Genomic DNA, 20,150 nt, shown 5'->3' on the forward strand with positions numbered 1-20,150 from the left:
TTTTTGCCCAAACCGGCCACTGTGGGGGGGGGCCCCGGCCGGGGCCTGGTTGAGGGGGGCGGCAACCCCGGGCCCACCCCCGCGGGCGCGCGCCCGGGCCCCACCCCACCCGCCTCGCTTCGCGAGGCACCCTCCCCTCGAGGGGGAGGGAGGCGCCGTGGCTTTTGACGGCAATAGCAAGACCTGATCGGCGGGGACCGAACGCATGGCCGCAGCACCGAAAAGACCGTTCCGCTGGCATATCGGCGTTTTCCTGGCACCGGCGTTGCTGGTCTACACGGCGATCATGATCTTGCCGCTGGCCGGCACGCTGCAGCTGTCGCTGTTCCGCAACATCAACCAGTCGCAGGTGTTCGTCGGACTGGAAAATTTCCGCATGCTGTTCGGTGATCCCAACTGGTCGGTCAATTTCTGGAACGCGCTGCGGAACAATGTCTGGTTCTTCATCATCCACATGCTGGTGCAGAACCCGATCGGCGTCCTTTTGGCAGCACTTCTGTCCAGCCCCCGATTGCGGTTTTCCGCCTTCTACCGCACGGCAATCTTCGTGCCGACGATCCTGTCCTTCGTCATCGTCGGCTTCGCCTGGAAGCTGATACTGTCGCCGCTATGGGGCGTGGCGCCGCATATGATGGACCTTGTCGGCCTGAAAAGCCTGTTCACGCCCTGGCTCGGCAAGGCGCAATATGCACTGACCGCGCTCAGCCTGATCTCAGTGTGGCAGTTCGTCGGCATCCCGATGATGCTGATCTATGCGGCACTGCTGTCCATCCCCGAAGAGGTGATCGAGGCCGCCGAATGCGACGGCATCACCGGCATGGCGCAATTCTGGAAGATCAAGCTGCCGCTCATCCTGCCGTCGATCGGCATTATCTCGATCCTGACCTTTGTCGGCAATTTCAACGCTTTCGACCTGATCTACACGGCGCAAGGCGCCTTGGCCGGGCCGAACTATTCGACCGATATCCTCGGCACCTTCCTCTACCGCGCCTTCTTCGGTTTCCAGCTGCAGGTCGGCGACCCCAATATGGGCGCGGCGATCGCCACGATGATGTTCCTGATCATCCTCGGCGGCGTCTGCGTCTACCTATTCCTCGTGCAGACGCGCTTGCGTCGCTACCAGTTTTAGGGGAGCGTGACCATGAGCACCGCAACCCGTTCGCTGCCCCGCACCATCGGCGCGCATGCGATCCTTCTGACCTACACCGCGATCGCGCTGTTTCCGGTGATCCTCGTGATCATGAATTCGTTCAAATCACGTGCCGGTATCTTCGGCGCGCCGCTGACGCCGCCGACGCCAGGGACCTTCGACTTGATCGGCTACACCACGGTGATCGGCCAGGGCGACTTCATCCACTATTTCCAGAATAGCCTTGTCGTCACCGTCGCCTCGCTGTTCTTCGTGCTTCTGTTCGGCGCCATGGCGGCTTTCGCGCTGTCGGAATACCGCTTCCGCGGCAATTCGCTGATGGGGCTTTACCTGGCGCTCGGCATCATGATCCCGATCCGCCTCGGCACCGTCGCCATCCTGCAGCTGATGGTGGCGAGCGGGCTGGTCAACACGCTGACGGCGCTGATCCTGGTCTACACGGCGCAAGGCCTGCCGCTCGCCGTCTTCATCCTGTCGGAATTCATGAAGCAAGTCTCCGACGATCTGAAGAATGCCGGCAGGATCGACGGCCTGTCCGAATACACCATCTTCTTCCGGCTGGTGCTGCCGCTTGTGCGGCCATCGATGGCGACGGTCGCGGTCTTCACCATGATCCCGATCTGGAACGACCTGTGGTTCCCGCTGATCCTGGCGCCGTCGGAGGAGACCAAGACGGTGACGCTCGGCGCGCAGCTGTTCCTCGGCCAGTTTGTCACCAACTGGAACGCCATTCTGGCCGCACTGTCGCTGGCGATCATGCCGGTGCTGATCCTCTACGTCATCTTCTCGCGGCAGCTGATCCGCGGCATCACTTCGGGAGCGGTCAAGTGAGTTCGCAAACACCCCTTCGCGTCGTCGTCGCCGGGCTCGGCAATATGGGGCGCAGCCATGCGCTGGCCTATCACACCAACCCGGGCTTCCAGATTACCGCACTGGTCAACCGCTCGGATGTGCCGCTGCCGGAAGGGCTTTCGAGCTATGGCATCCGGCGTTCATTCGACGAGGCGCTGCGTGACGAACGGCCTGACGTCGCCTGCATCGCCACCTATTCCGACAGCCATGCCGATTATGCGGTCAAGGCATTCGAGGCTGGCTGCCACGTCTTTGTCGAAAAGCCGCTGGCAACGACGGTCGCGGACGCAGAACGCGTCGTAGCCGCGGCCAAGGCCAACGGCAAGAAACTGGTGATCGGCTACATCCTGCGCCACCACCCGTCCTGGATCAGGCTGATCGCCGAGGCGCGGAAGCTCGGCGGCCCTTACGTATTCCGCATGAATCTCAACCAGCAATCCTCCGGACACAGCTGGGAGACGCACAAGCAGCTGATGCAAACGACGTCGCCGATCGTCGACTGCGGCGTGCATTATCTCGACGTGATGCTGCAGATCACCGACGCCAGGCCGGTCGAGGTGCGCGGTATGGGGCTGCGGCTGAGCGACGAGATTGCGCCCACGATGTACAATTACGGCCACCTGCAGGTGCTGTTCGACGACGGTTCGGTCGGCTGGTACGAGGCCGGCTGGGGGCCGATGATTTCGGAGACGGCTTTCTTCGTCAAAGACGTGATCTCGCCCAACGGCTGCGTGTCGATCGTCATGAAGGAGGGCGTCAGGTCCGACGACATCGACACCCACACCAAGACCTCGACCATCCGCCTGCACAGTGCTGCAACCGGCGCGGATGGCAAGTTCGCCAAGCCGGACGAGATGCTGTCGATGGAAGGCGAGCCCGGCCATCAGGACCTCTGCGACCTCGAACAGGCGTTTGTGCTGAAGGCGATCCGCGAGGATCTCGATCTTGGCCGCCACATGGACGACGCGGTGAAGTCGCTCGCCGTCTGCCTTGCCGCCGACGAGAGCGTGCGCAGCGGCCTCGCCGTGAAACTCTAGAACAGGGACTAAGCCGTGGGCTCGCTGAACATCGAGAACGTGAAAAAGGCCTTTGGGCCGGTCGAGGTGCTGAAGGGCATCAACCTCGAGGTGACGGATGGCGAGTTCGTCGTCTTCGTCGGCCCCTCCGGCTGCGGAAAGTCGACGCTGCTCAGGGTCATTGCCGGGCTGGAGGACTCGACCTCGGGCCGCGTGGTGATCGACGGGGCGGACGTTTCCGCAACGCCGCCGGCCAAGCGCGGCATCGCCATGGTGTTCCAGACCTACGCGCTCTACCCGCATCTGACGGTGAAGAACAATATGGGCCTCGGCCTCAAGCAGGCGGGCACGCCGGCGGCCGAGATCGACCGCCGCATCGGCATCGCCTCGTCGATGCTGTCGCTGGAGCCCTACCTCGAAAGGCGCCCGGCCGAATTGTCCGGCGGCCAGCGTCAACGCGTCGCCATCGGCCGCGCCGTGGTGCGCGAACCCAAGCTTTTTCTGTTCGACGAGCCGCTGTCCAACCTCGATGCCGCACTGCGCGTCAACACCAGGCTGGAGATCGCGCAGCTGCACCGCCGGCTGAAGGCGACGATGATCTATGTCACCCACGACCAGGTCGAGGCGATGACGCTGGCCGACAAGATTGTGGTCCTCAACGCGGGAAAGATCGAGCAGATCGGCGGCCCGATGGAGCTCTACAATTCGCCGGCTAACGAATTCGTCGCCGGCTTCATCGGCTCACCGAAGATGAATTTCGTCGACGGCGCCAGGCTTGGCGAAACGGCAAAGACCATCGGCGTCCGGCCCGAACATTTGACCGTCGATCCCAAATCCGGCGCGTGGAAAGGCACGGTCGTGCATGCCGAACATCTTGGCGCCGACACCAACCTCTATCTCGACTGCGAGAAGGCCGGCTTGATCACCGTGCGCATTTTTGGCGTCTACAATGCCGAACCCGGCACCACGCTCTATGCGACGCCGGATCCGGTAAAGACCTATCGGTTTGGAGCGGATGGCAAGGTGATGAAGTAGCGCCCCTCTTCCTTCTCCCCTTGCGGGAGAAGGTGGCCGAGCGAAGCTCGGTCAGATGAGAGGTGCTAGACGGAATGAGGCGTTGGAGTTCCTTCCAACACCCCTCAACCGTCTCGGCGCTGCGCGCCGATCCACCTTCTCCCACAAGGGGAGAAGGGAAGGTTTCTACGCATCCGCCCTGAACGTCTGCTTCTGGATACCCAGCCCTTCGATACCGAGCTCAACCACATCGCCGGGCTTCAGGAACACCGGCGGCTTCATGCCGAGGCCGACGCCGGGCGGCGTCCCGGTCGAGATGATGTCGCCCGGATGCAGCGACATGAACTGGCTGAGATAAGACACGAGATAAGCGACGCCGAAGACCATGGTCTTGGTCGAGCCGTTCTGCATCGTCTTGCCGTTGACCGTCAGCCACATCGGAATGTTCTGCGGGTCCTTGACCTCGTCCTTGGTCACCAGCCACGGGCCGATCGGCCCGAATGTGTCGCAGGACTTGCCCTTGGTCCACTGGCCCTGCCGCTCGGCCTGGAAGGCGCGTTCAGAGACGTCATGTGCGACGCAGTAGCCGGCGACATAGTCCAGCGCCTCGGCTTCGGTGACATATTTTGCGGTCTTGCCGATGATCACGCCGAGCTCGACTTCCCAATCGGTCTTCACCGAGCCGCGCGGGATCAGCACGTCGTCGTTCGGCCCGACAATGGCCGAGCTTGCCTTCATGAAGATGATCGGCTCCGGCGGCACGGTTGCGCCGGTTTCTGCGGCATGGTCGGAATAGTTGAGGCCTATGCAGATGAATTTGCCGGTGCCGGCGACGCAGGCGCCGATGCGCGGTTTGCCGGAAACTGCCGGCAGCGATTTCGGATCGAGCTTCGACAATGACTCGAGCGATGCCGGGTCGATCGCCCTGCCGGCAATGTCGGTGACATGGGCGGAGAGGTCGCGGATCGTTCCATCCGCATCAAGGAGGCCAGGGCGTTCGCTCCCCGCCTCGCCATAGCGCAGCAGTTTCATGCAGTTTTCTCCCAGTTGCGACCAGAGGCCGTTTGCAAACTCGCTCCGCTGCGGCGAATGGCGTGGGTTTCGAGAACCGGAGCGGAGCGTACTTAAAGTACGTGAGCCTAGGCAAGCGCGGACGCCGCGCCAGGCGCCCGGCAGAATTGGATTTTCAGACTCCTAGATCGACCAGCCACCGTCGATATTATAGGCCTGCCCCGACGTATAGGTGGCACCGGCGAGATAGACGGCGAGGTCGGCGATTTCCTCGGGCGTGCCGAGCCGGCCCATCGGCTGACGGGCGATGAAGGCGGCGCGGGCTGCTTCGTAGTCGCCCTGCGCGTGCATGCGGTCGTGCAGCGACGGGCTTTCGACCGTGCCCGGGCAGATCGCATTGCAGCGTATGCCCTTGCCGACATAGTCGGCGGCAACCGATTTGGTCAGGCCGATAACGGCCGCCTTGGTCAGGCCGTAGACGAAACGGTTGGGCACGCCCTTGGTCGAGCTGGCCAGCGACGCCATGTTGATGATCGAGCCGTCGCCGCGCTCCAGCATGCCGGGCAGCACGGCGCGGATGGTGCGGATCATCGAGCGGACATTGAGATCATAGGCAAAGTCGAGATCGCCGTCCTTCATCTCGAGGATCGAGCCGGAATGGACGAAGCCGGCGCAGTTGAACAGCACGTCGACGACGCCGATCTCGGCAAAAGCGGCGTTCACCGCCTCGTCGTTTAGCACATCCAGCTTGCGGGTCTTGATACCGGGGGTCTTGCCGAGGTCGGCGAGTACCACTTCGTTGATGTCGGTGGCATGGACGACAGCGCCGGCCTTGGCGAAAGCCAGCGCACTTGCCCGGCCGATGCCTTGCGCCGCCGCCGTGACGACAACGACCTTGCCTGTCAGATCCGCCATGCTTTTCTCCTCGCCTGTCTGTGGTCGTTCGGCTTTTTACCGGCACAAGGCCGGGGCGCAATGTGCCAGAAGGGCGCTACCATCCCGCCTGTTTCGATATTCGCCCTGCCGGCCAAATGTTTTTTCTCGGTAAAGAACATCTTTTGGCCCGTCAAGCCCGGACGTCCCTCCGGGACACTCAGTCGCCGTAGGGCACCCAGACGTTCTTGACTTCGATCGCACGGCGCAGCAAGGCATCGCCGGCTGCTTCGCTCGACGCCCAGTCGAGGCTGTGGCCGTTGCCGGTCCAGACACGCTTGAGATTGCCGATGGACTCGGCCTCCGCCTTGGCACAGGTCTCGGCATCGGCGAACATCCAGAGCCCGTCGACATCGTCGTGCTTGGCCAGCACGCCGGCCAGCTCGGCGCTACGGCCCGTAACGATATTGATGGCGCCCGCCGGGACATCGGAATATTCGATGACCTGGTAAAGGTCGGTGGCAAGCAGCGGGTATCGTTCGGACGGCACGGCGACCACGGTGTTGCCCATGGCGAGCGCCGGCGCAACCAGCGAGATCAGGCCGAGCAAAGGTGCGTTGTCCGACGCGACGATGCCGACGACGCCGACCGGTTCGTGCAGCGCCAATGTGACGGCACGGGCCGGCGGCTGGTGGACGCGGCCCTCGAACTTGTCCGCAAGCCCGGCATAGAGGAACAGCCGCTCGATCGATAGCTCGACCTCTTCACTCGCCGCCTTGGCCGTCGCGCCGGTGAGCTGGGTCAGACGGGCGGCAAACTCGTCGGCGCGGCCGGACAGGTTTTCGGCCAGATAGTAAAGCACCTGGCTGCGATTGTAGGCGGTCGCTTCCGGCCAGGCCTTGCAGGCGCGCGCGGCCGCGACGGCGTCGCGGATATCCTTGCGGTTGCCGAGACCGACCTCGCCGGCGAGCTTGCCCTTGGCGCTGGCGACGGCAAGGGAATAATTGCCGTCCGGCCGGACCTGCTTACCGCCGATGAACAGCTTTGCCGTGCGGTCGATGGCATCGCCTTCCGGGCGCTCGATGGGCTGGGCAGTGGCCACAGCCGGTTTGATGATCGGGCCGAGCGGCAGTTTTGCCGAGAGGTACTCGAACATGCCCTCGCGCCCGCCTTCGCGGCCGAAGCCGCTCTCGCGATAGCCGCCGAAGCCGCAGGCGGCGTCGAACATGTTGGTGCCGTTGACCCAGACGACGCCGGCCTTCAATTGCGGCGCGACGTGCAGCGCAAGATTGATGTTCTCGCTCCACACCGAGGCGGCTAGGCCATAGCGTGTGTTGTTGGCGAGCTCGACCGCTTCCTCGGTATTGCGGAAGGTCATGGTCGCCAGCACCGGCCCGAACACCTCTTCCTGGGCCAGAGTGTTAGCCGGCGAAACACCTGTCGCCAGCGTTGGCAGATGGTAATAGCCCGAGGCGGGCAGTGCCGAGTCCGGCTGCCAGCATATCGCGCCCTGCTTGGCGCCTTCGGCAATCAGGCCCTTGACGCGGTCGAGTTGGGTCAAATCGACCAGCGGGCCGATATCGGTGTTCTTGTCGAGCGGGCTGCCGACGCGCAGCCGGCTCATCCGCGTCTTGACCTTGGCGATGAAGGCGTCGGCGATGCCTTCCTGCACCAGAAGGCGCGAGCCGGCACAGCAGACCTGGCCCTGGTTGAACCAGATGCCGTCGACCAGACCCTCGACGGCGCTGTCGAGATCGGCATCCTCGAAAACGACGAAGGCCGACTTGCCGCCAAGCTCCAGCGAAAGTTTCTTGCCCGAACCGGCGGTGGCCTTGCGGATGATCTTGCCGACCTCGGACGAACCGGTGAAGGCGATCTTCTGGATGCCGGGATGATTGACGATTGCCCCACCCGCTTCCGGCCCGCCCTGGACGATGTTGACGACGCCCTTCGGCACGCCGGCGCGTTCACAGATCTCGGCAAACAGGATGGCGGTGAGCGGCGTGAATTCCGCGGGCTTCAGCACCACGGTGCAGCCCGCAGCGAGCGCCGGCGCGATCTTCCAGGCCAGCATCAAAAGCGGGAAGTTCCACGGGATGATCTGGCCGACGACGCCGACGCCCTTATGGGCTGGAAAGTCCCTGTCCAGCGCCTGCGCCCAGCCGGCATGATGGATGAAATGACGGATCGCCAGCGGCACGTCGATGTCGCGGCTTTCGCGGATCGGCTTGCCGTTGTCGATCGATTCCAGCACCGCGAACAGCCGTTGGTGGCGCTGCATGGCGCGGCCGATGGCATAGAGCACTTTGGCGCGTTGATAACCGGTGCTGGCGCTCCATTTCGGCAGCGCTTTTGTGGCGGCCGAAACCGCCGCATCGATATCGGCAGCACCGGCATCCGAGACCTTGGCCAGCAATTTGCCGGAGGCGGGATCGCTGGTGTCGAAGGTCTTTCCATTTGCAGCTGCTTTCCAGTCGCCGCCGATGAACAGGGCTTTCGAGAAATCACGGGTCGTCAGCCAGGCATCGGCCTCGTTGCGGGCCTCCGGCGCCGGGCCGTAATCCATGGCGTGATAGCGTTCGAGAATGTTCATGAAGCGCTCCGAATCACGCCATTGCGTGGCGATGATTGGCCGAGTAGTGGCCGGTCAGGTGATGCTCGAGCTGGCGCTCGATGTCGGTCAAAAGGCTCGATGCTCCGAAGCGGAACAGCTCCGGCTCCAACCACGGCCGGCCCAGCTCTTCTTTCATCAGCACCAGCCAATCGAGCGAGGCTTTTGCCGTGGAAATGCCACCGGCCGGCTTGAAGCCGATGAGATAGCCGGTTTCCTCGAAATAGGCGCGGATGGCGCGCACCATGGCAAGGCCAACCGGCAGTGTCGCGTTGACGCTTTCCTTGCCGGTCGAGGTCTTGATGAAGTCCGCACCCGCCATCATCGCCACCATCGAGGCGAGCATGACATTGCGCAGCGTGGCGAGGTCGCCTGTGCCGAGGATCACCTTCAGATGCGCCTCGCCGCAGGCGGCCCGCATCGAGACGATCTCGTTATAGAGCTCCTGCCATTTCGCCCCAAAAACCAAGCCGCGCGGGATGACGACGTCGATCTCGTCGGCGCCGTCGCGGACCGATGCTTCGATCTCCTGCAGACGCGTCGAAAGCGGGGCAAGGCCATGCGGGAAAGCCGTGGAAACGGCGGCGACACGGATGCCGCTGCCGCGCAGTGCTTCGACGGCAGTGGCGACGAAGGGATGATAGACGCAGACCGCCGCCGGACGGATGTTTTCACCGGCAATGCCGAGCCCCTCGGCAATGTCGCGGCGGAACGGGTTGACCGCCTTGGCACAGAGCCGGCGCACGCGCTCTTCCGTATCGTTCGAGTTCAGCGTCGTCAGGTCCATGCAGGCGACGGCGCGCAGCAGCCAGGCAGCCTGGTTATCGGCCTTGATCGAGCGTCTTTTGGTCAGGCTGGCGACGCGGCGTTCCAGCGCCGAGCGGTTGACGCTGCGCATCGATTCCATGAAGCCAAGATCGAGCCTCATGCCGGGATTGCGAGCAATAGCATGGGCCTGCGGCATCGGCGCATTGGCGGCGGCGCGCGCCGGCAGCGGCGTGATCTTGGACGTGCCGAGATCGGTTTCGCGGATTGTGCTGCTCATCTCCTGCCCCTTGTTCAGCGACTTATGCCGAAGATAGACCGTGAAGCAGCGCTTCACGAGTCCTTCAGGCGGTCATAGCGGAAAAAGACAGTCAAGGCAGCCGATTTTTGACCGTCCGGTCAAAATCAGGGTCTCAAAGCAGTGGACGCTGAACTGCCGCGTCTCAGCCGACGAAGGCGCGCTCGACTACGAAGCTTGCCGGATGATGCAGCGAGCCTTCCTGGAAGTCGAGGCTTTCGGCCAGTTCCTTCACGTCTTTCAGCATATGCATCGAGCCGCAGATCATGATGCGATCGGTCTCGGGATTGAGCTTGTCGATGCCGAGATCGGTGTAGAATTTGCCCGAGCCGATCAGCGCGGTGATGCGGCCCATGCGTTCGGACGTCTCACGCGTCGTCGAATTATAGAGCGTGACGCGGCCGCCGGTCAGTTCGCCGATCAGCGGGTCGTTCTCCAGCGCGGCCACCAGTTCCTGGCCGTAGATGAGCTCGGCATTGTCGCGGCAGGTGTGGGTCAGCACGACTTCACCGAACTTCTCATAGGTGTCGGGATCGCGCAGCAGGCTGGCGAAGGGCGCAATGCCGGTGCCGGTCGAGATCATGAACAGGCGCTTGGCCGGCGTCAGCGCGTCGACCACCAGCGTGCCGGTCGACTTCTGCCGCATGATGACGGTATCGCCGATCTGGATCTTCTGCAGCTCCGAGGTAAGCGGGCCGTCCGGCACCTTGATCGAGAAGAATTCCAGCTCGTCGTCCCAGGACGGGCTGGCGATCGAATAGGCGCGGAACACCGGCTTCTCGGCATTGGGCAGGCCGATCATGACGAACTCGCCGGAGCGGAAGCGCAGCGACTGCGGCCGGGTGATGCGGAACGAAAACAGCCGGTCGGTATAGTGCTTCACCGAGACGACGGTTTCGGCATAGACATTGGCCGGTATCGGAAACTGCAGCGGCCGCGCGCCGGCGGTGTTGAACGCGGATGTGGTGTTCATCAAACCTAACCTTCTGGGCCAGCTCAGCGCCCGCGCCAAATCTTCACCTGCGCGCCCGAACCGGTCAGGTTCCTGCGTGCCCTTGCACACTCCGAAGCGGTAAGCTCTTGTGTCCGGAATTTATTAGTATACAAACGATATTTGCGTCAAGACGCCGCCGTAAAACAGCTTTCCAAACTGAGGCATGTAAGCAGTTCGGGCATTTCGGGTTTCGACAATGGAACAGAATTTTTCGGCGCAAGCTCTGGATTCGACGGGCAGCGTCGTCGCCGGTATCGATGTCGGCGGCACCTTTACCGACCTGCTTCTGATCGACGGCCGCGACGGTGGCCGGGTGCATATCGCCAAGACCCCGACCACGGTCGACAACCAGGCTTTCGGCGTCGTTGCAGCTCTTGGTGCCACCGGCTTTCCCGTGGACGGCATCGACCTCATCGTGCATGGCACGACGACCACAACCAACGCGGTGCTGGAGCGCCGGCTGGCCAAAACCGGCATGATCACCACGCGCGGCTTTCGTGACGTCATCGAGCTTGGCCGGCGGACACGGCCGCAAGCCTATGGCATGACAGGCACCTTTGTGCCGATCATTCCGCGCAATCTGCGGCTCGAAGTGTCGGAGCGGGTCGAGGCGTCGGGCGCGGTGCGCATACCGCTCGACGAGGCCGAGATGCGGGCAGCGATTTCACAACTGATCGAAGCCGGCTGCGAATCGCTCGTCATCCATTTCCTGCATTCCTACGCCAACCCGGCGCATGAGCGGCGCGCGGCCGAGATCGGCGCCGAGCTTTGGCCGAACGGCTACATCACGACAGGCCATGCGCTGCTTTCGGAAGCGCGCGAATTCGAGCGCGGCGTTACCGCTTCGGTCAACGCCTCGGTGCAACCGATCCTCGAACGCTACGTCGAACGGCTGCGCAAGGAGCTGGCGTCAAAAGGCTACGCCCGCGACTTCCTGATCATGAACGGCAATGGCGGCATGATATCGGCCCGCTTTGTCACACGTGAATCGGCCAAGACCGTTATGTCCGGCCCCGCCTCCGGCGTCATTGCCGCGGCCTATACCGGCAAGCGCGCCGGCTTCGAAAACCTGGTCACCTACGACATGGGCGGCACCTCGACCGACGTGGCGCTGATCCGCAAGGCCGAACCGGCGGTGTCGAACGAGATCGAGATCGAATATGCGATGCCGATCCACGTGCCGATGGTGGCGGTGCACACGGTCGGCGCCGGCGGCGGCTCGATCGCCCGCGTCGACGCGGCCGGCCTGATCCAGATCGGCCCGGAAAGCGCCGGTGCTAATCCCGGCCCGATCTGCTATGGACGCGGCGGCGTCGAGCCGACCATCACCGACGCCAATCTGGTGCTCGGCCGGCTGGCGCCGAAGAAGCTGCTGGCGGTCGAGAACCCAGTCACCGTCGAGCATGTCACCGGCATATTCGAGGACCGGATCGGCCGACCAACCGGCCTGTCCGGCGTCGAGGCGGCGGGAGCGGTGCTGCGACTGGGCAACATGAAGATGGCCGGCGCCATCCGCATGGTCTCAGTGTCGCGCGGTCACGACCCGCGCGATTTCGCGCTGTTCGCCTTCGGCGGCGCCGGGCCGCTGCATGCGACCGCCCTGGCGCGCGAGCTCGGCCTGCCGCGGGTGCTGGTGCCGGCGCGGCCGGGCATTACCAATGCGCTCGGCTGCGTCGTCGCCGATCTGCGCCATGACTTCGTCAACACGGTCAACCAGCCGGTGGCGGGGCTCGATGAAGCCCAGCTCCACGCTATATTGGAACGGCACCGAAACGAAGGCGAAGAGTTGATCAGCAAGGAAGCGGTGAAGCCGGAGACGATCCGCGTCACGCATTCCGCCGACATGCAGTTCGTCGGCCAGACGCATATTATTAACGTGCCGCTGCCGTCGTTTGCGGTGACGCGCGAGGTCCTGCAGCAACTGTTCGAGAAGGCCTATTTCGCCCGCTTCAAGGTCGAGCTGCCGGAAATCCGCGCCAATCTGGTCAATCTCAACACCTCGGTGACCGGCGTGCGGCCGGCGATCGATCTGTCGCGGCTGATCGATCCGGCTGGCCGCGCCAAAACGCTCGAAGAGGCGCGGCGCGAGATCCGGCCGGTCTGGTATGGCGGGCGCTGGTACGACACGCCGGTCTACAGTAGGGAAAAGTTGCCGCTTGACGCCATCATCGAAGGCCCGGCGATCCTCGAACAGATGGATGCCACAACCGTACTCGAGCCCGGCGACCGGGCGCGCTCGGATGCCGACGGCAACATCATCATCGACATTGGTGAGGCCTGAGATGCAAAAGCTCGACGCCATCACCCTTTCGGTCCTCCAGGCGGCGCTGCAGCAGGTCTGTGACGAGATGGACCTGACGTTTTCGCGCGCCGCTTTCTCGCCCGTCATCGCCGAGGCCAATGACCGCTCCGACGGCATCTATTCGGCAGTCGATGGTTCGCTGATCGCGCAAGGCAGCCAAGGCCTGCCGGTGTTCGTCGGCGTCATGCAGTATTCGACCAAAACGGTGATCGAGATGATCGCCGACGGACGCTGCCTGCCGCCCGAGCCGGGCGATATCTACATCGTCAACGATCCTTATCTCGGCGGCACCCATCTGATGGATGTGCGCTTCGCCATGCCGGTCTATCGCGACGGCAAGATATTCTGCTGGCTGTCGAACACCGGCCATTGGCCCGACATTGGCGGTTCGGTGCCGGGCGGCTTCTCCGCCTCGGCGACTGCGGTGGAGCAGGAAGGCTTGCGGCTGCCGCCGGTGAAATTGTTCAAGAAGGGCGTGCTCGACCCTGAGATCTACGCCATCATCTGCTCGAACATCAGGGTTGCCGACCAGCGCATCGGCGACATCCGCGCGCAAGCGGCAGCACTGCTGATCGGCCAGGACCGGCTCAACGGCATTTCGGATCGTTACGGAGACGAAACAGTCGTCGAAGCAATCGCCGAATTGCGCCGCCGGGCCGCTGAACAGATGCGTGCCAACATCGCGGCAATTCCCGATGGCATCTACCGGTCGCAGGCCTTCGTCGATTCCGATGGGGTGGTGAACGAGCCGCTGACCATTGCGCTTGCCGTCGAGAAAAAAGGCGACACGCTCCGCTTCGACTTCTCAGGCTCGTCAAAACCCTGCGCCGGGCCGATGAACAGCGTGCTGGCGACGACCTTGTCCTCGGTCTACCTCGCCATGCGCCACATTTTCCCCGACGTGCCGATCAGCGCCGGCGCCTTCGAGCCGCTCATCGTCAAGCGGCCAGAAGGCACCTTCCTCGATGCCAAATATCCGCGGCCGGTATCGGGCTGCGCGGCCGAGGTTTCGCAGCGCATCGCCGAGGCGGTGTTCGCGGCCATGGTGCAGGCGCTGCCGGACAGGGTGACTGCGGCTCCCGCCGGCTCCAGCGGCAATTTCGCGCTCGGCGGCAACGATCCGCTCCGTGGCCGCGACTACGTCATGTACCAGATATCCGGCGGCGGCTATGGCGGCAATGCCGATCATGATGGCCTGACCAATGGCTGCTCGACCATCGGCATTTCCAAATCGCCGCCGGTCGAGATCATGGAACAGGCTTTCCCTGTGCTCTATCGCCACTATGCCTTGCGCGAAGGCTCGGGTGGCGCCGGCAAGCATCGCGGCGGTTTTGGCCTCGCCTATGAGGTCGAGATCCTGCGTGGCGACGCCCGCGCCTCCTTCGTCATGGACCATGGCCGTTTCGGCCCGCAAGGCGCGCTCGGCGGCAAGGACGGCGCGGTCAACACGGTGACCGTGTTCCGCGACGGTGAGGCCCATGTGCCGCCGCACCTCTCCAAGGAACAGGACATCGCGCTGAAGGCCGGCGACCGCGTGCGAGTTGGCACGCCGGGCGGCGGCGGCTACGGCAATCCCTGGCAGCGTGATCCGGAATTGGTCGCTCGGGATATCGCCCTAGGCTATTACACACCCGCAGAAGCCGGCGAAAAGTTCGGCGTCGCGCTGTCGGCGAACGGGTTGGCGATTGACCGGGCAGCGACCGAAAAGAAGCGCGCCGGCTGACGATGCTGGCCAGCATCTCCGCTGTGCCACGCTCAGTTCCGATGATCCAGCCTCGCGACCAGCCGGTCGCCGGCCCACTGGATGCCGCAGACCAGGACGATCAGGACGATGACCACGGCGATCATGACTGACGTTTCGAAGCGCTGGTAACCGTATCGGATGGCGAGGTCGCCCAGCCCGCCGGCGCCGATGGCGCCGGCCATGGCCGAGGCGCCGATAAGCGTCACCAGCGTCACCGTGAAGCCGGCGACGATGCCGGGCAGCGCTTCCGGCACCAGCACCTCGCGGATGATCGTCCAGCGGTTGCCGCCCATGGCGCGCGCCGCTTCGATCAGCCCGTGGTCGACCTCGCGCAGCGACACTTCGGCGATCCGGGCATAGTAGGGCGTGGCCGCGATCGACAGCGGCACGATGGCGGCCCATGTGCCGATCGAGGTGCCGACGATCAGCCGCGTCACCGGGATCAGCGCAACCAGCAGGATGATGAAAGGCACCGAGCGGAAACCGTTGATGACCGCGCCGAGCGCACGGTTCACCCACAGGTTTTCGGCGATGCCGCCGCGGTCGGTGGCGACCAGCGCCAGGCCGAGCGGCAGCCCGAAAACCAGCGAGATGAGGCCGGAGGCGGCCGTCATCAGGATCGTTTCCCAGATGGATCGAAGCAGGAGTTCAAACAGAATTGGCGACATGGCCAAGCACCTCCACCCGCGCATTGCGGGCTTTCAAGAACGCGATCACCTGTGCCAGGTGAGCTTCATTGCTACCGGCGACCGCGACGAACAGCGTCCCGACAGGCTGCTGCTGGACGTGATCGATGCCTCCATGAACGAGGCGGAACGAGCCGGGAACTGCCGAGGCAAGATCGGACAAAAGCGGGCTTCGCGCGGCCTCACCCGCCACGTCGATCCTGAGGATCGCCTCCACGCCGGCGTTCTGCGTTAGCCGGCTTGCGATCTCCGCCGGCAATTGCGGCCTGATGCCGCCGAGCAGGCTTTGTGTGATCGCCGACTTCGGATCGGCAAACACCGACCACACCGGCCCTTGCTCGACGATTCGTCCGGCGTCGATCACCGCGACCCGGTCGGCGATCGAACGGATCACCTCCATCTCATGGGTGATGAGCAGGATGGTCAGGCCGAGCTGCCGGTTGATGTCTCTGAGCAAGGCAAGGATGGAGCGCGTCGTCTCCGGGTCCAACGCCGAGGTCGCTTCGTCCGACAGCAGCAGCGCTGGGCGCGCCGCAAGCGCCCGGGCAATGCCGACGCGCTGTTTCTGTCCGCCCGACAGCGACGCCGGATAGGCTTTCGCCTTCTCCGACAGGCCGACGAGCTCGAGCAGCTCGGCAGCGCGCGCCAGGCGTTCGGCCCTGGGCCGGCCTTCGATCTTGAGCGGCAGCGCTACATTGTCTTCGACCGTCTTGGCGGACAGCAGGTTGAAATGCTGGAAAATCATGCCGATACGCCGGCGCAGCGGCTGCAATTCGCACTCGCCGAGCCGGCTGATGTCGCGGCCTTCGATGAAGACCTGTCCTGTATCCGGCCGCTCCAGGCCGTTTAGGCAGCGTATCAGCGTCGACTTGCCGGCGCCGCTCCGGCCGATGATGCCGAGGATCTCGCCCTGGCGCACGCTGAGCGATACGCCGTCCAGCGCCGCTGTTGCGCCGAAGCGGCGCTTCAGCTCGATGAGGCGTACGACATCGTGCGGTCCCGCGGAACGGCTGCCGACGGGATGCATGACTTCGGTGACCGGGGCGAAATGCTGGTTCATGAAAGTTCCTGTATTGGTGTCCCGCAAAACGCGATCGCGGTCCGCGTTGGAGCGCGGACCGCTTTATCATGCCGGGCTTCAGCGCCAAGTCGAGCTCGGTATCAATAGGCGCTGATGCCGGTTCCCTTGTAGACCCGGTCGAATTCGGCCTTCACCTTTTCGTTCTGGTAGGAGGCGACCAATGTCTTTACCCAGGGCTGGTTTTCATTGCCGGCCTTGACCGCGATGAAGTTGCGGTAGGGATTGTCGGCCACCGCCTCCTGGGCGATGCGGTTCTCCGGTGTGAGGCCGCTTTTAAGCGCCCAATCCGTGTTGACCACGGCCCCGTCGAGATCTTCCACCGAGCGCCCGACAATGCCAGCGTCGAGCTCCTTGACGACCAATTTCTTCGGGTTTTCGGCAATGTCGGTCGTCGTAGCCAGAATGCCGGTTCCTTCCCTGAGCTTGATCAGACCTTCGCTCTGCAGGACACGCAGCGCGCGCCCTTCATTGGACGGATCGTTCGGCACGCCGACGACGGCGCCTTCGGGCAAGTCGCCAATCTTCGCGTACTTCTTGGAATAGAGGCCGATCGGCCAGACCCCGGTATAGCCGACCGGGACGATGTGATAGCCCTGCGTCTTGATCTGGTTGTCGAGATAGGGCTTGTGCTGGAAGGCGTTGGCGTCGATTTCGCCACGCTCGAGTGCTTCATTCGGCTGGGTGTAGTCGTTGAACACCACGGTCTCGATCGTCAGCCCCCTCTCCGCCGCCTGGGCGGTCACGACCCGCCACACATCCTCGTCCTCGCCGCTCATGATGCCGACCTTGACCGCCGTCTTGTCTTCGGCGAACGACGGCGCAGCAAGGCCGACAATCGCAGCCGCCGACGCGAAAAGTACAGCCAGACCGGCGCGCCGGTTTATAGTTGCTGAGAAGAATGGAAGCAAAGTGTTGATAGTCCCAGGCATGGTCAATCCCATCGGTTTTGAAATCATTGCGGCCAAGCGGAATGCGAAGCCTTGCGGGCATCATCGGAAATGCTGATCGCCAGATCAAAGAACGGTATTTCCCGCCAAATGAGGAGCCTGGAATATTCTCTCAAAGTTTCTGGCCTAGCGAGCACAGGACGCTGCCGCCTAGCGCGCTGACTCCGCTATGAGGCCCGCCGTGCGTCGGAACGGCGGGCCTTTCTGCGTCCGAATGCCCAGGCACGGGCACCAGTTTGGGATGTCGACAATGCAGGACGCGCCGCATGTCCCTTCAAAAAACGACGCGCATTGCTCACTGGATGACCTTCACGATCCTGCGTGTGCCCGGATCGACCAGGACGGTCTGGTTGTCGACGACGACATAGCGGTATTTGACGTCGGGAACCTCATGAAGCTCGACGGTATCGGGCAGGGTCGAGCCGACATTGAGCTCCACGCCGGGAAGCTGGACGGACGCCAGAGGCTGCTTTTTCACATACTCGCGTACGATCGTCTCCTGCTGCGGTTCGATGACCACGTCCTGAGCGGCAGCGGCGCCAATACCCGCAAGCAGCAAGAACCCAGCCGCGGCTGCCGAAAGATGCATGCTCATGATTGTCTCCTTTCGTGGTGGGCCACCTCTGCGCTGCGCCGCGTCATGCTGTTCGCAGCGGGGTCGCTATAGGCGGGTAACGTCATCAGGTGGAGCTTGTTCCGCCGCTCGGATCGCTTGCCGTTTCGCTCCATTGGTTTGGAACAAAATTTTTTAGCCGCAGTTTTACGCGGTGAAGGGACGCATTTTCCAAGGAGATCTCTCATGAAAGGCGTTCTGATCACCAGCTTGCTAGCAATCAGCGTCAGCTGCGGAGCTGCACTTGCCCAGACGCAGCAGTCGACCGACGACCAGTCCGGCGCCAATTGCGCAGCCGGCGCTGCCAATTGCCAGAATGGCGCCAAGATGGACGAGCAGGCTCAGGGCAAGGCCGGCGCTGCGACTGATCAACAGGCGCAGGGCAAACCGAAGCTGAAGACCGACGAGCAAGCCCAAGGCAAGGCCGGCGCCACGACCGACCAGCAGGCCACGGGCAACACCAAGATGAAGACCGAGGAACAGGCCCAAGGCAAAACCGGAACCACCACTACCGAGCAGGCCCAAGGCAACACGAAAATGAAGACCGAGGAGCAGGCTCAGGGCAAGACTGGGACCACGACCACCGAGCAGACTCAGGGCAATGCTTCTACGCAGACGCAGGACCAGAGTTCGACCGCTTCCATCAGCAATGTGACCGTTGAACAGAAAACCCAGATCACTCAGGTCATCAAGGAGACCAACGTCCAACCCGTTTCCAGCGTCGATTTCGACATCTCTGTCGGTATCGAGGTTCCGCGGAAGAAGGTCCGGCTGCATCGTCTGCCGGCGCGCATCGTCAAGATCGTTCCGGCTTACGAAGGCTATGAGTATTTCGTGCTCGCCGATGGTCGGATCGTCATCGTCGACCCGAATACCTACAAGATCGTGATTATCCTGACCTAGTCGCGGCCAGACGGTTTGATTGAACCAAAGGGTCCGTCGCGCAGGTCGCGTGGCGGCCCTTTCCGCATCTCCTCGCTCCGCGTCTGCTGCAAATCGCAGATCACGGTCCGTCCTCGGGGCGAGGAGTGAGCACGGTGTGATCGATGGTGTCGGGCAGGCATGGACTGGGCACGCAGCTTGTTCGGACTGACGCGGTGGTCATGCCCTCGATATCCGTAACTAGCACCATTCTCGCGTAGTGCCGCGGCCACAGCGGCTCTCCAAACAGGACGAAGACGCCGCCAATCATCAAGGCCAGCAACATGAGTGCCGTAACATTTGCAAATATCTCGCCGTAGCGCATGAAGGCAGCCTGTCCCGTTCGGAAAGCGATTTCAGCCTGTGACAGCGGCGACCAGGATGGCGCCGAAACCCAGCGCTAATGCCCTTGGCGCCTCGCGAATGCCGCCTTCCATTGGATACTCCCCGGAATAAGCCAGGTGAATAACGGCACTCTCGGTGCTTTGTTCCGGGCCGGACGACAGCCGCTTCATTCATGCCGGGGCGTTTCCGTTGGCAAGACCGCAGGCGGTCTTCGCCCTCATTGATGCGCAGCAGCGAGATCCTTCACGTGACGTTCGTGCATTTGCAGCACCGGCAGCGTCTTCTTGGCAAACTCCTTCATCGCCGGATCGTCGCCGGAATTTGAGTAAGCGGAAAACAGCGCCACTGCTTCCTTATGCGCCTGGGTCTGCATGTCGATATATTTCGATTGGAAGCTGTCCCCGCTGGCCTCCTTGAGTTGGTCGAGCAACGCCTGGTGCTTGGTGTCCAGCGGCGGGCCGGCCGGCGTGGTGGCCGAAGTTGTCTGACCTTTGCTGAGCGCCGCCTTGAAGTCCTCGCCGGCCTTGGTGTGGTCCGTGACCATTTGCGCCGCGAAGGCCTTCACATCGTCGGCCGTCGCCTGCTTCTGTGCAAGTCGGCTCGACTCGATTTCAAATGTATTGGCGATGGGCACCGTCTTCACGAACGTCGCCGTGTCAACCTTGCTCATGGTGTCGGTCGTCAGAGGTGTCAGCGTCGCCGATTGGGCAAAAGCAGCCAAAGGCGCGCCGGCCATCAGCGCTGCCGCAGTGATGGATAGAAGTGTTTTCATGGAAGTTCTCCGAGGCTGATGTCATCCCTCCGATGGCTCAACGCGGAAGCTGCGGCGAGGTTGCCTGGTCGCGGCGGCCAGAGCCGCTGCGACGCCAAACAATGGTTTGGAAAGGCAAAACAAAGGACGCCGGCCGCGTCGCGCAAAGTGCAACG

19 protein-coding genes are annotated in these 20,150 nt (G+C 63.2%); 7 read left to right on the forward strand and 12 right to left on the reverse strand.

Translation table 11 applies throughout. From position 1 onward, the window contains the following. The first annotated feature begins 205 nt into the window (after window positions 1-205). Genes NKH71_RS18980 through NKH71_RS18995 form a run of 4 tightly spaced genes read left to right on the forward strand, consistent with a single transcriptional unit; the run spans window position 206 to window position 4,053 of the window. Window positions 206-1,129 carry a carbohydrate ABC transporter permease gene (locus NKH71_RS18980; protein ID WP_023718922.1) on the forward strand — a complete coding sequence of 308 codons (924 nt, stop codon included), beginning with the start codon at window positions 206-208 and terminating at the stop codon, window positions 1,127-1,129. A 12-nt stretch (window positions 1,130-1,141) separates the two neighbouring features. After that, a complete protein-coding gene (locus NKH71_RS18985) occupies window positions 1,142-1,981 on the forward strand; it encodes a carbohydrate ABC transporter permease (RefSeq protein WP_023718923.1) in 840 nt (279 codons plus the stop codon). Next, window positions 1,978-3,039, forward strand: coding sequence for a Gfo/Idh/MocA family protein (locus NKH71_RS18990; protein WP_023718924.1), 1,062 nt, complete (start codon window positions 1,978-1,980; stop codon window positions 3,037-3,039). The genes NKH71_RS18985 and NKH71_RS18990 overlap by 4 nt, the downstream gene beginning before the upstream one ends. A 15-nt stretch (window positions 3,040-3,054) precedes the next feature. Next, a complete protein-coding gene (locus tag NKH71_RS18995) occupies window positions 3,055-4,053 on the forward strand; it encodes an ABC transporter ATP-binding protein (RefSeq protein ID WP_352481413.1) in 999 nt (332 codons plus the stop codon). A gap of 165 nt (window positions 4,054-4,218) precedes the next feature. Here NKH71_RS18995 and NKH71_RS19000 read toward each other — a convergent pair whose 3' ends face one another. The 5 genes from NKH71_RS19000 to NKH71_RS19020 form a co-directional block, all read right to left on the reverse strand. Beyond that, a complete protein-coding gene (locus tag NKH71_RS19000; protein WP_352495109.1) occupies window positions 4,219-5,064 on the reverse strand; it encodes a fumarylacetoacetate hydrolase family protein in 846 nt (281 codons plus the stop codon). Between the two features lie 162 nt (window positions 5,065-5,226). Further along, the gene (locus NKH71_RS19005) at window positions 5,227-5,958 is read right to left on the reverse strand and encodes an SDR family oxidoreductase (protein ID WP_352791479.1); all 732 of its coding nucleotides are present in this window, start codon (window positions 5,956-5,958) and stop codon (window positions 5,227-5,229) included. 178 nt (window positions 5,959-6,136) lie between these two features. Continuing rightward, window positions 6,137-8,509, reverse strand: coding sequence for an aldehyde dehydrogenase family protein (locus NKH71_RS19010; RefSeq protein ID WP_352791477.1), 2,373 nt, complete (start codon window positions 8,507-8,509; stop codon window positions 6,137-6,139). A 13-nt stretch (window positions 8,510-8,522) separates the two neighbouring features. Then, the gene (gene deoC, locus NKH71_RS19015; protein ID WP_031194457.1) at window positions 8,523-9,572 is read right to left on the reverse strand and encodes a deoxyribose-phosphate aldolase; all 1,050 of its coding nucleotides are present in this window, start codon (window positions 9,570-9,572) and stop codon (window positions 8,523-8,525) included. A gap of 163 nt (window positions 9,573-9,735) precedes the next feature. Continuing rightward, the gene (locus NKH71_RS19020; RefSeq protein WP_352481417.1) at window positions 9,736-10,563 is read right to left on the reverse strand and encodes a ferredoxin--NADP reductase; all 828 of its coding nucleotides are present in this window, start codon (window positions 10,561-10,563) and stop codon (window positions 9,736-9,738) included. A gap of 217 nt (window positions 10,564-10,780) precedes the next feature. Here NKH71_RS19020 and NKH71_RS19025 point away from each other — a divergent pair, with 217 nt between their 5' ends. After that, window positions 10,781-12,865, forward strand: a complete 2,085-nt coding sequence (locus tag NKH71_RS19025; protein WP_023720560.1) for a hydantoinase/oxoprolinase family protein — start codon at window positions 10,781-10,783, stop codon at window positions 12,863-12,865. A 1-nt stretch (window position 12,866) separates the two neighbouring features. Next, entirely contained in the window at window positions 12,867-14,609 is a 1,743-nt protein-coding gene (locus tag NKH71_RS19030; RefSeq protein WP_023720559.1) for a hydantoinase B/oxoprolinase family protein, read from the forward strand. 32 nt (window positions 14,610-14,641) lie between these two features. On the opposite strand, the gene NKH71_RS19035 is transcribed toward NKH71_RS19030, so the two are convergent. From NKH71_RS19035 to NKH71_RS19050, 4 genes are all read right to left on the reverse strand, one after another. Then, complete coding sequence (locus NKH71_RS19035; RefSeq protein ID WP_023720558.1) at window positions 14,642-15,298, reverse strand: methionine ABC transporter permease; 657 nt, start codon at window positions 15,296-15,298, stop codon at window positions 14,642-14,644. Next, window positions 15,279-16,343 (reverse strand): methionine ABC transporter ATP-binding protein, encoded by a 1,065-nt coding sequence (locus tag NKH71_RS19040; RefSeq protein ID WP_352791481.1) that lies wholly within the window; start codon window positions 16,341-16,343, stop codon window positions 15,279-15,281. Before NKH71_RS19040 ends, NKH71_RS19035 begins: the two co-directional genes overlap by 20 nt. Before the next feature lie 134 nt (window positions 16,344-16,477). Next, window positions 16,478-17,326: a MetQ/NlpA family lipoprotein gene (locus tag NKH71_RS19045; protein ID WP_352895271.1), complete on the reverse strand. Its 849-nt coding sequence runs from the start codon at window positions 17,324-17,326 to the stop codon at window positions 16,478-16,480. 313 nt (window positions 17,327-17,639) lie between these two features. Next, window positions 17,640-17,939 carry a DUF1236 domain-containing protein gene (locus tag NKH71_RS19050; protein ID WP_352481420.1) on the reverse strand — a complete coding sequence of 100 codons (300 nt, stop codon included), beginning with the start codon at window positions 17,937-17,939 and terminating at the stop codon, window positions 17,640-17,642. A gap of 96 nt (window positions 17,940-18,035) precedes the next feature. Between NKH71_RS19050 and NKH71_RS19055 the strand changes: the two genes are divergently transcribed. Beyond that, on the forward strand, window positions 18,036-18,860 hold the full coding sequence (locus tag NKH71_RS19055; RefSeq protein ID WP_502896335.1) for a DUF1236 domain-containing protein: 825 nt from the start codon (window positions 18,036-18,038) through the stop codon (window positions 18,858-18,860). A 100-nt stretch (window positions 18,861-18,960) separates the two neighbouring features. Here NKH71_RS19055 and NKH71_RS19060 read toward each other — a convergent pair whose 3' ends face one another. From NKH71_RS19060 to NKH71_RS19070, 3 genes are read right to left on the reverse strand one after another with little or no spacing between them, the layout of a single operon-like run. Beyond that, complete coding sequence (locus tag NKH71_RS19060; protein WP_023720552.1) at window positions 18,961-19,203, reverse strand: hypothetical protein; 243 nt, start codon at window positions 19,201-19,203, stop codon at window positions 18,961-18,963. 31 nt (window positions 19,204-19,234) lie between these two features. After that, the gene (locus NKH71_RS19065; protein ID WP_352816788.1) at window positions 19,235-19,393 is read right to left on the reverse strand and encodes a hypothetical protein; all 159 of its coding nucleotides are present in this window, start codon (window positions 19,391-19,393) and stop codon (window positions 19,235-19,237) included. Between the two features lie 47 nt (window positions 19,394-19,440). Continuing rightward, window positions 19,441-19,959, reverse strand: a complete 519-nt coding sequence (locus NKH71_RS19070) for a DUF4142 domain-containing protein (protein WP_245278645.1) — start codon at window positions 19,957-19,959, stop codon at window positions 19,441-19,443. Between the last annotated feature and the right edge of the window lie 191 nt (window positions 19,960-20,150).

It is taken from the genome of Mesorhizobium sp. M0983, from assembly GCF_040318975.1.
In the GTDB taxonomy this organism is placed as follows: Bacteria; Pseudomonadota; Alphaproteobacteria; order Rhizobiales; family Rhizobiaceae; genus Mesorhizobium.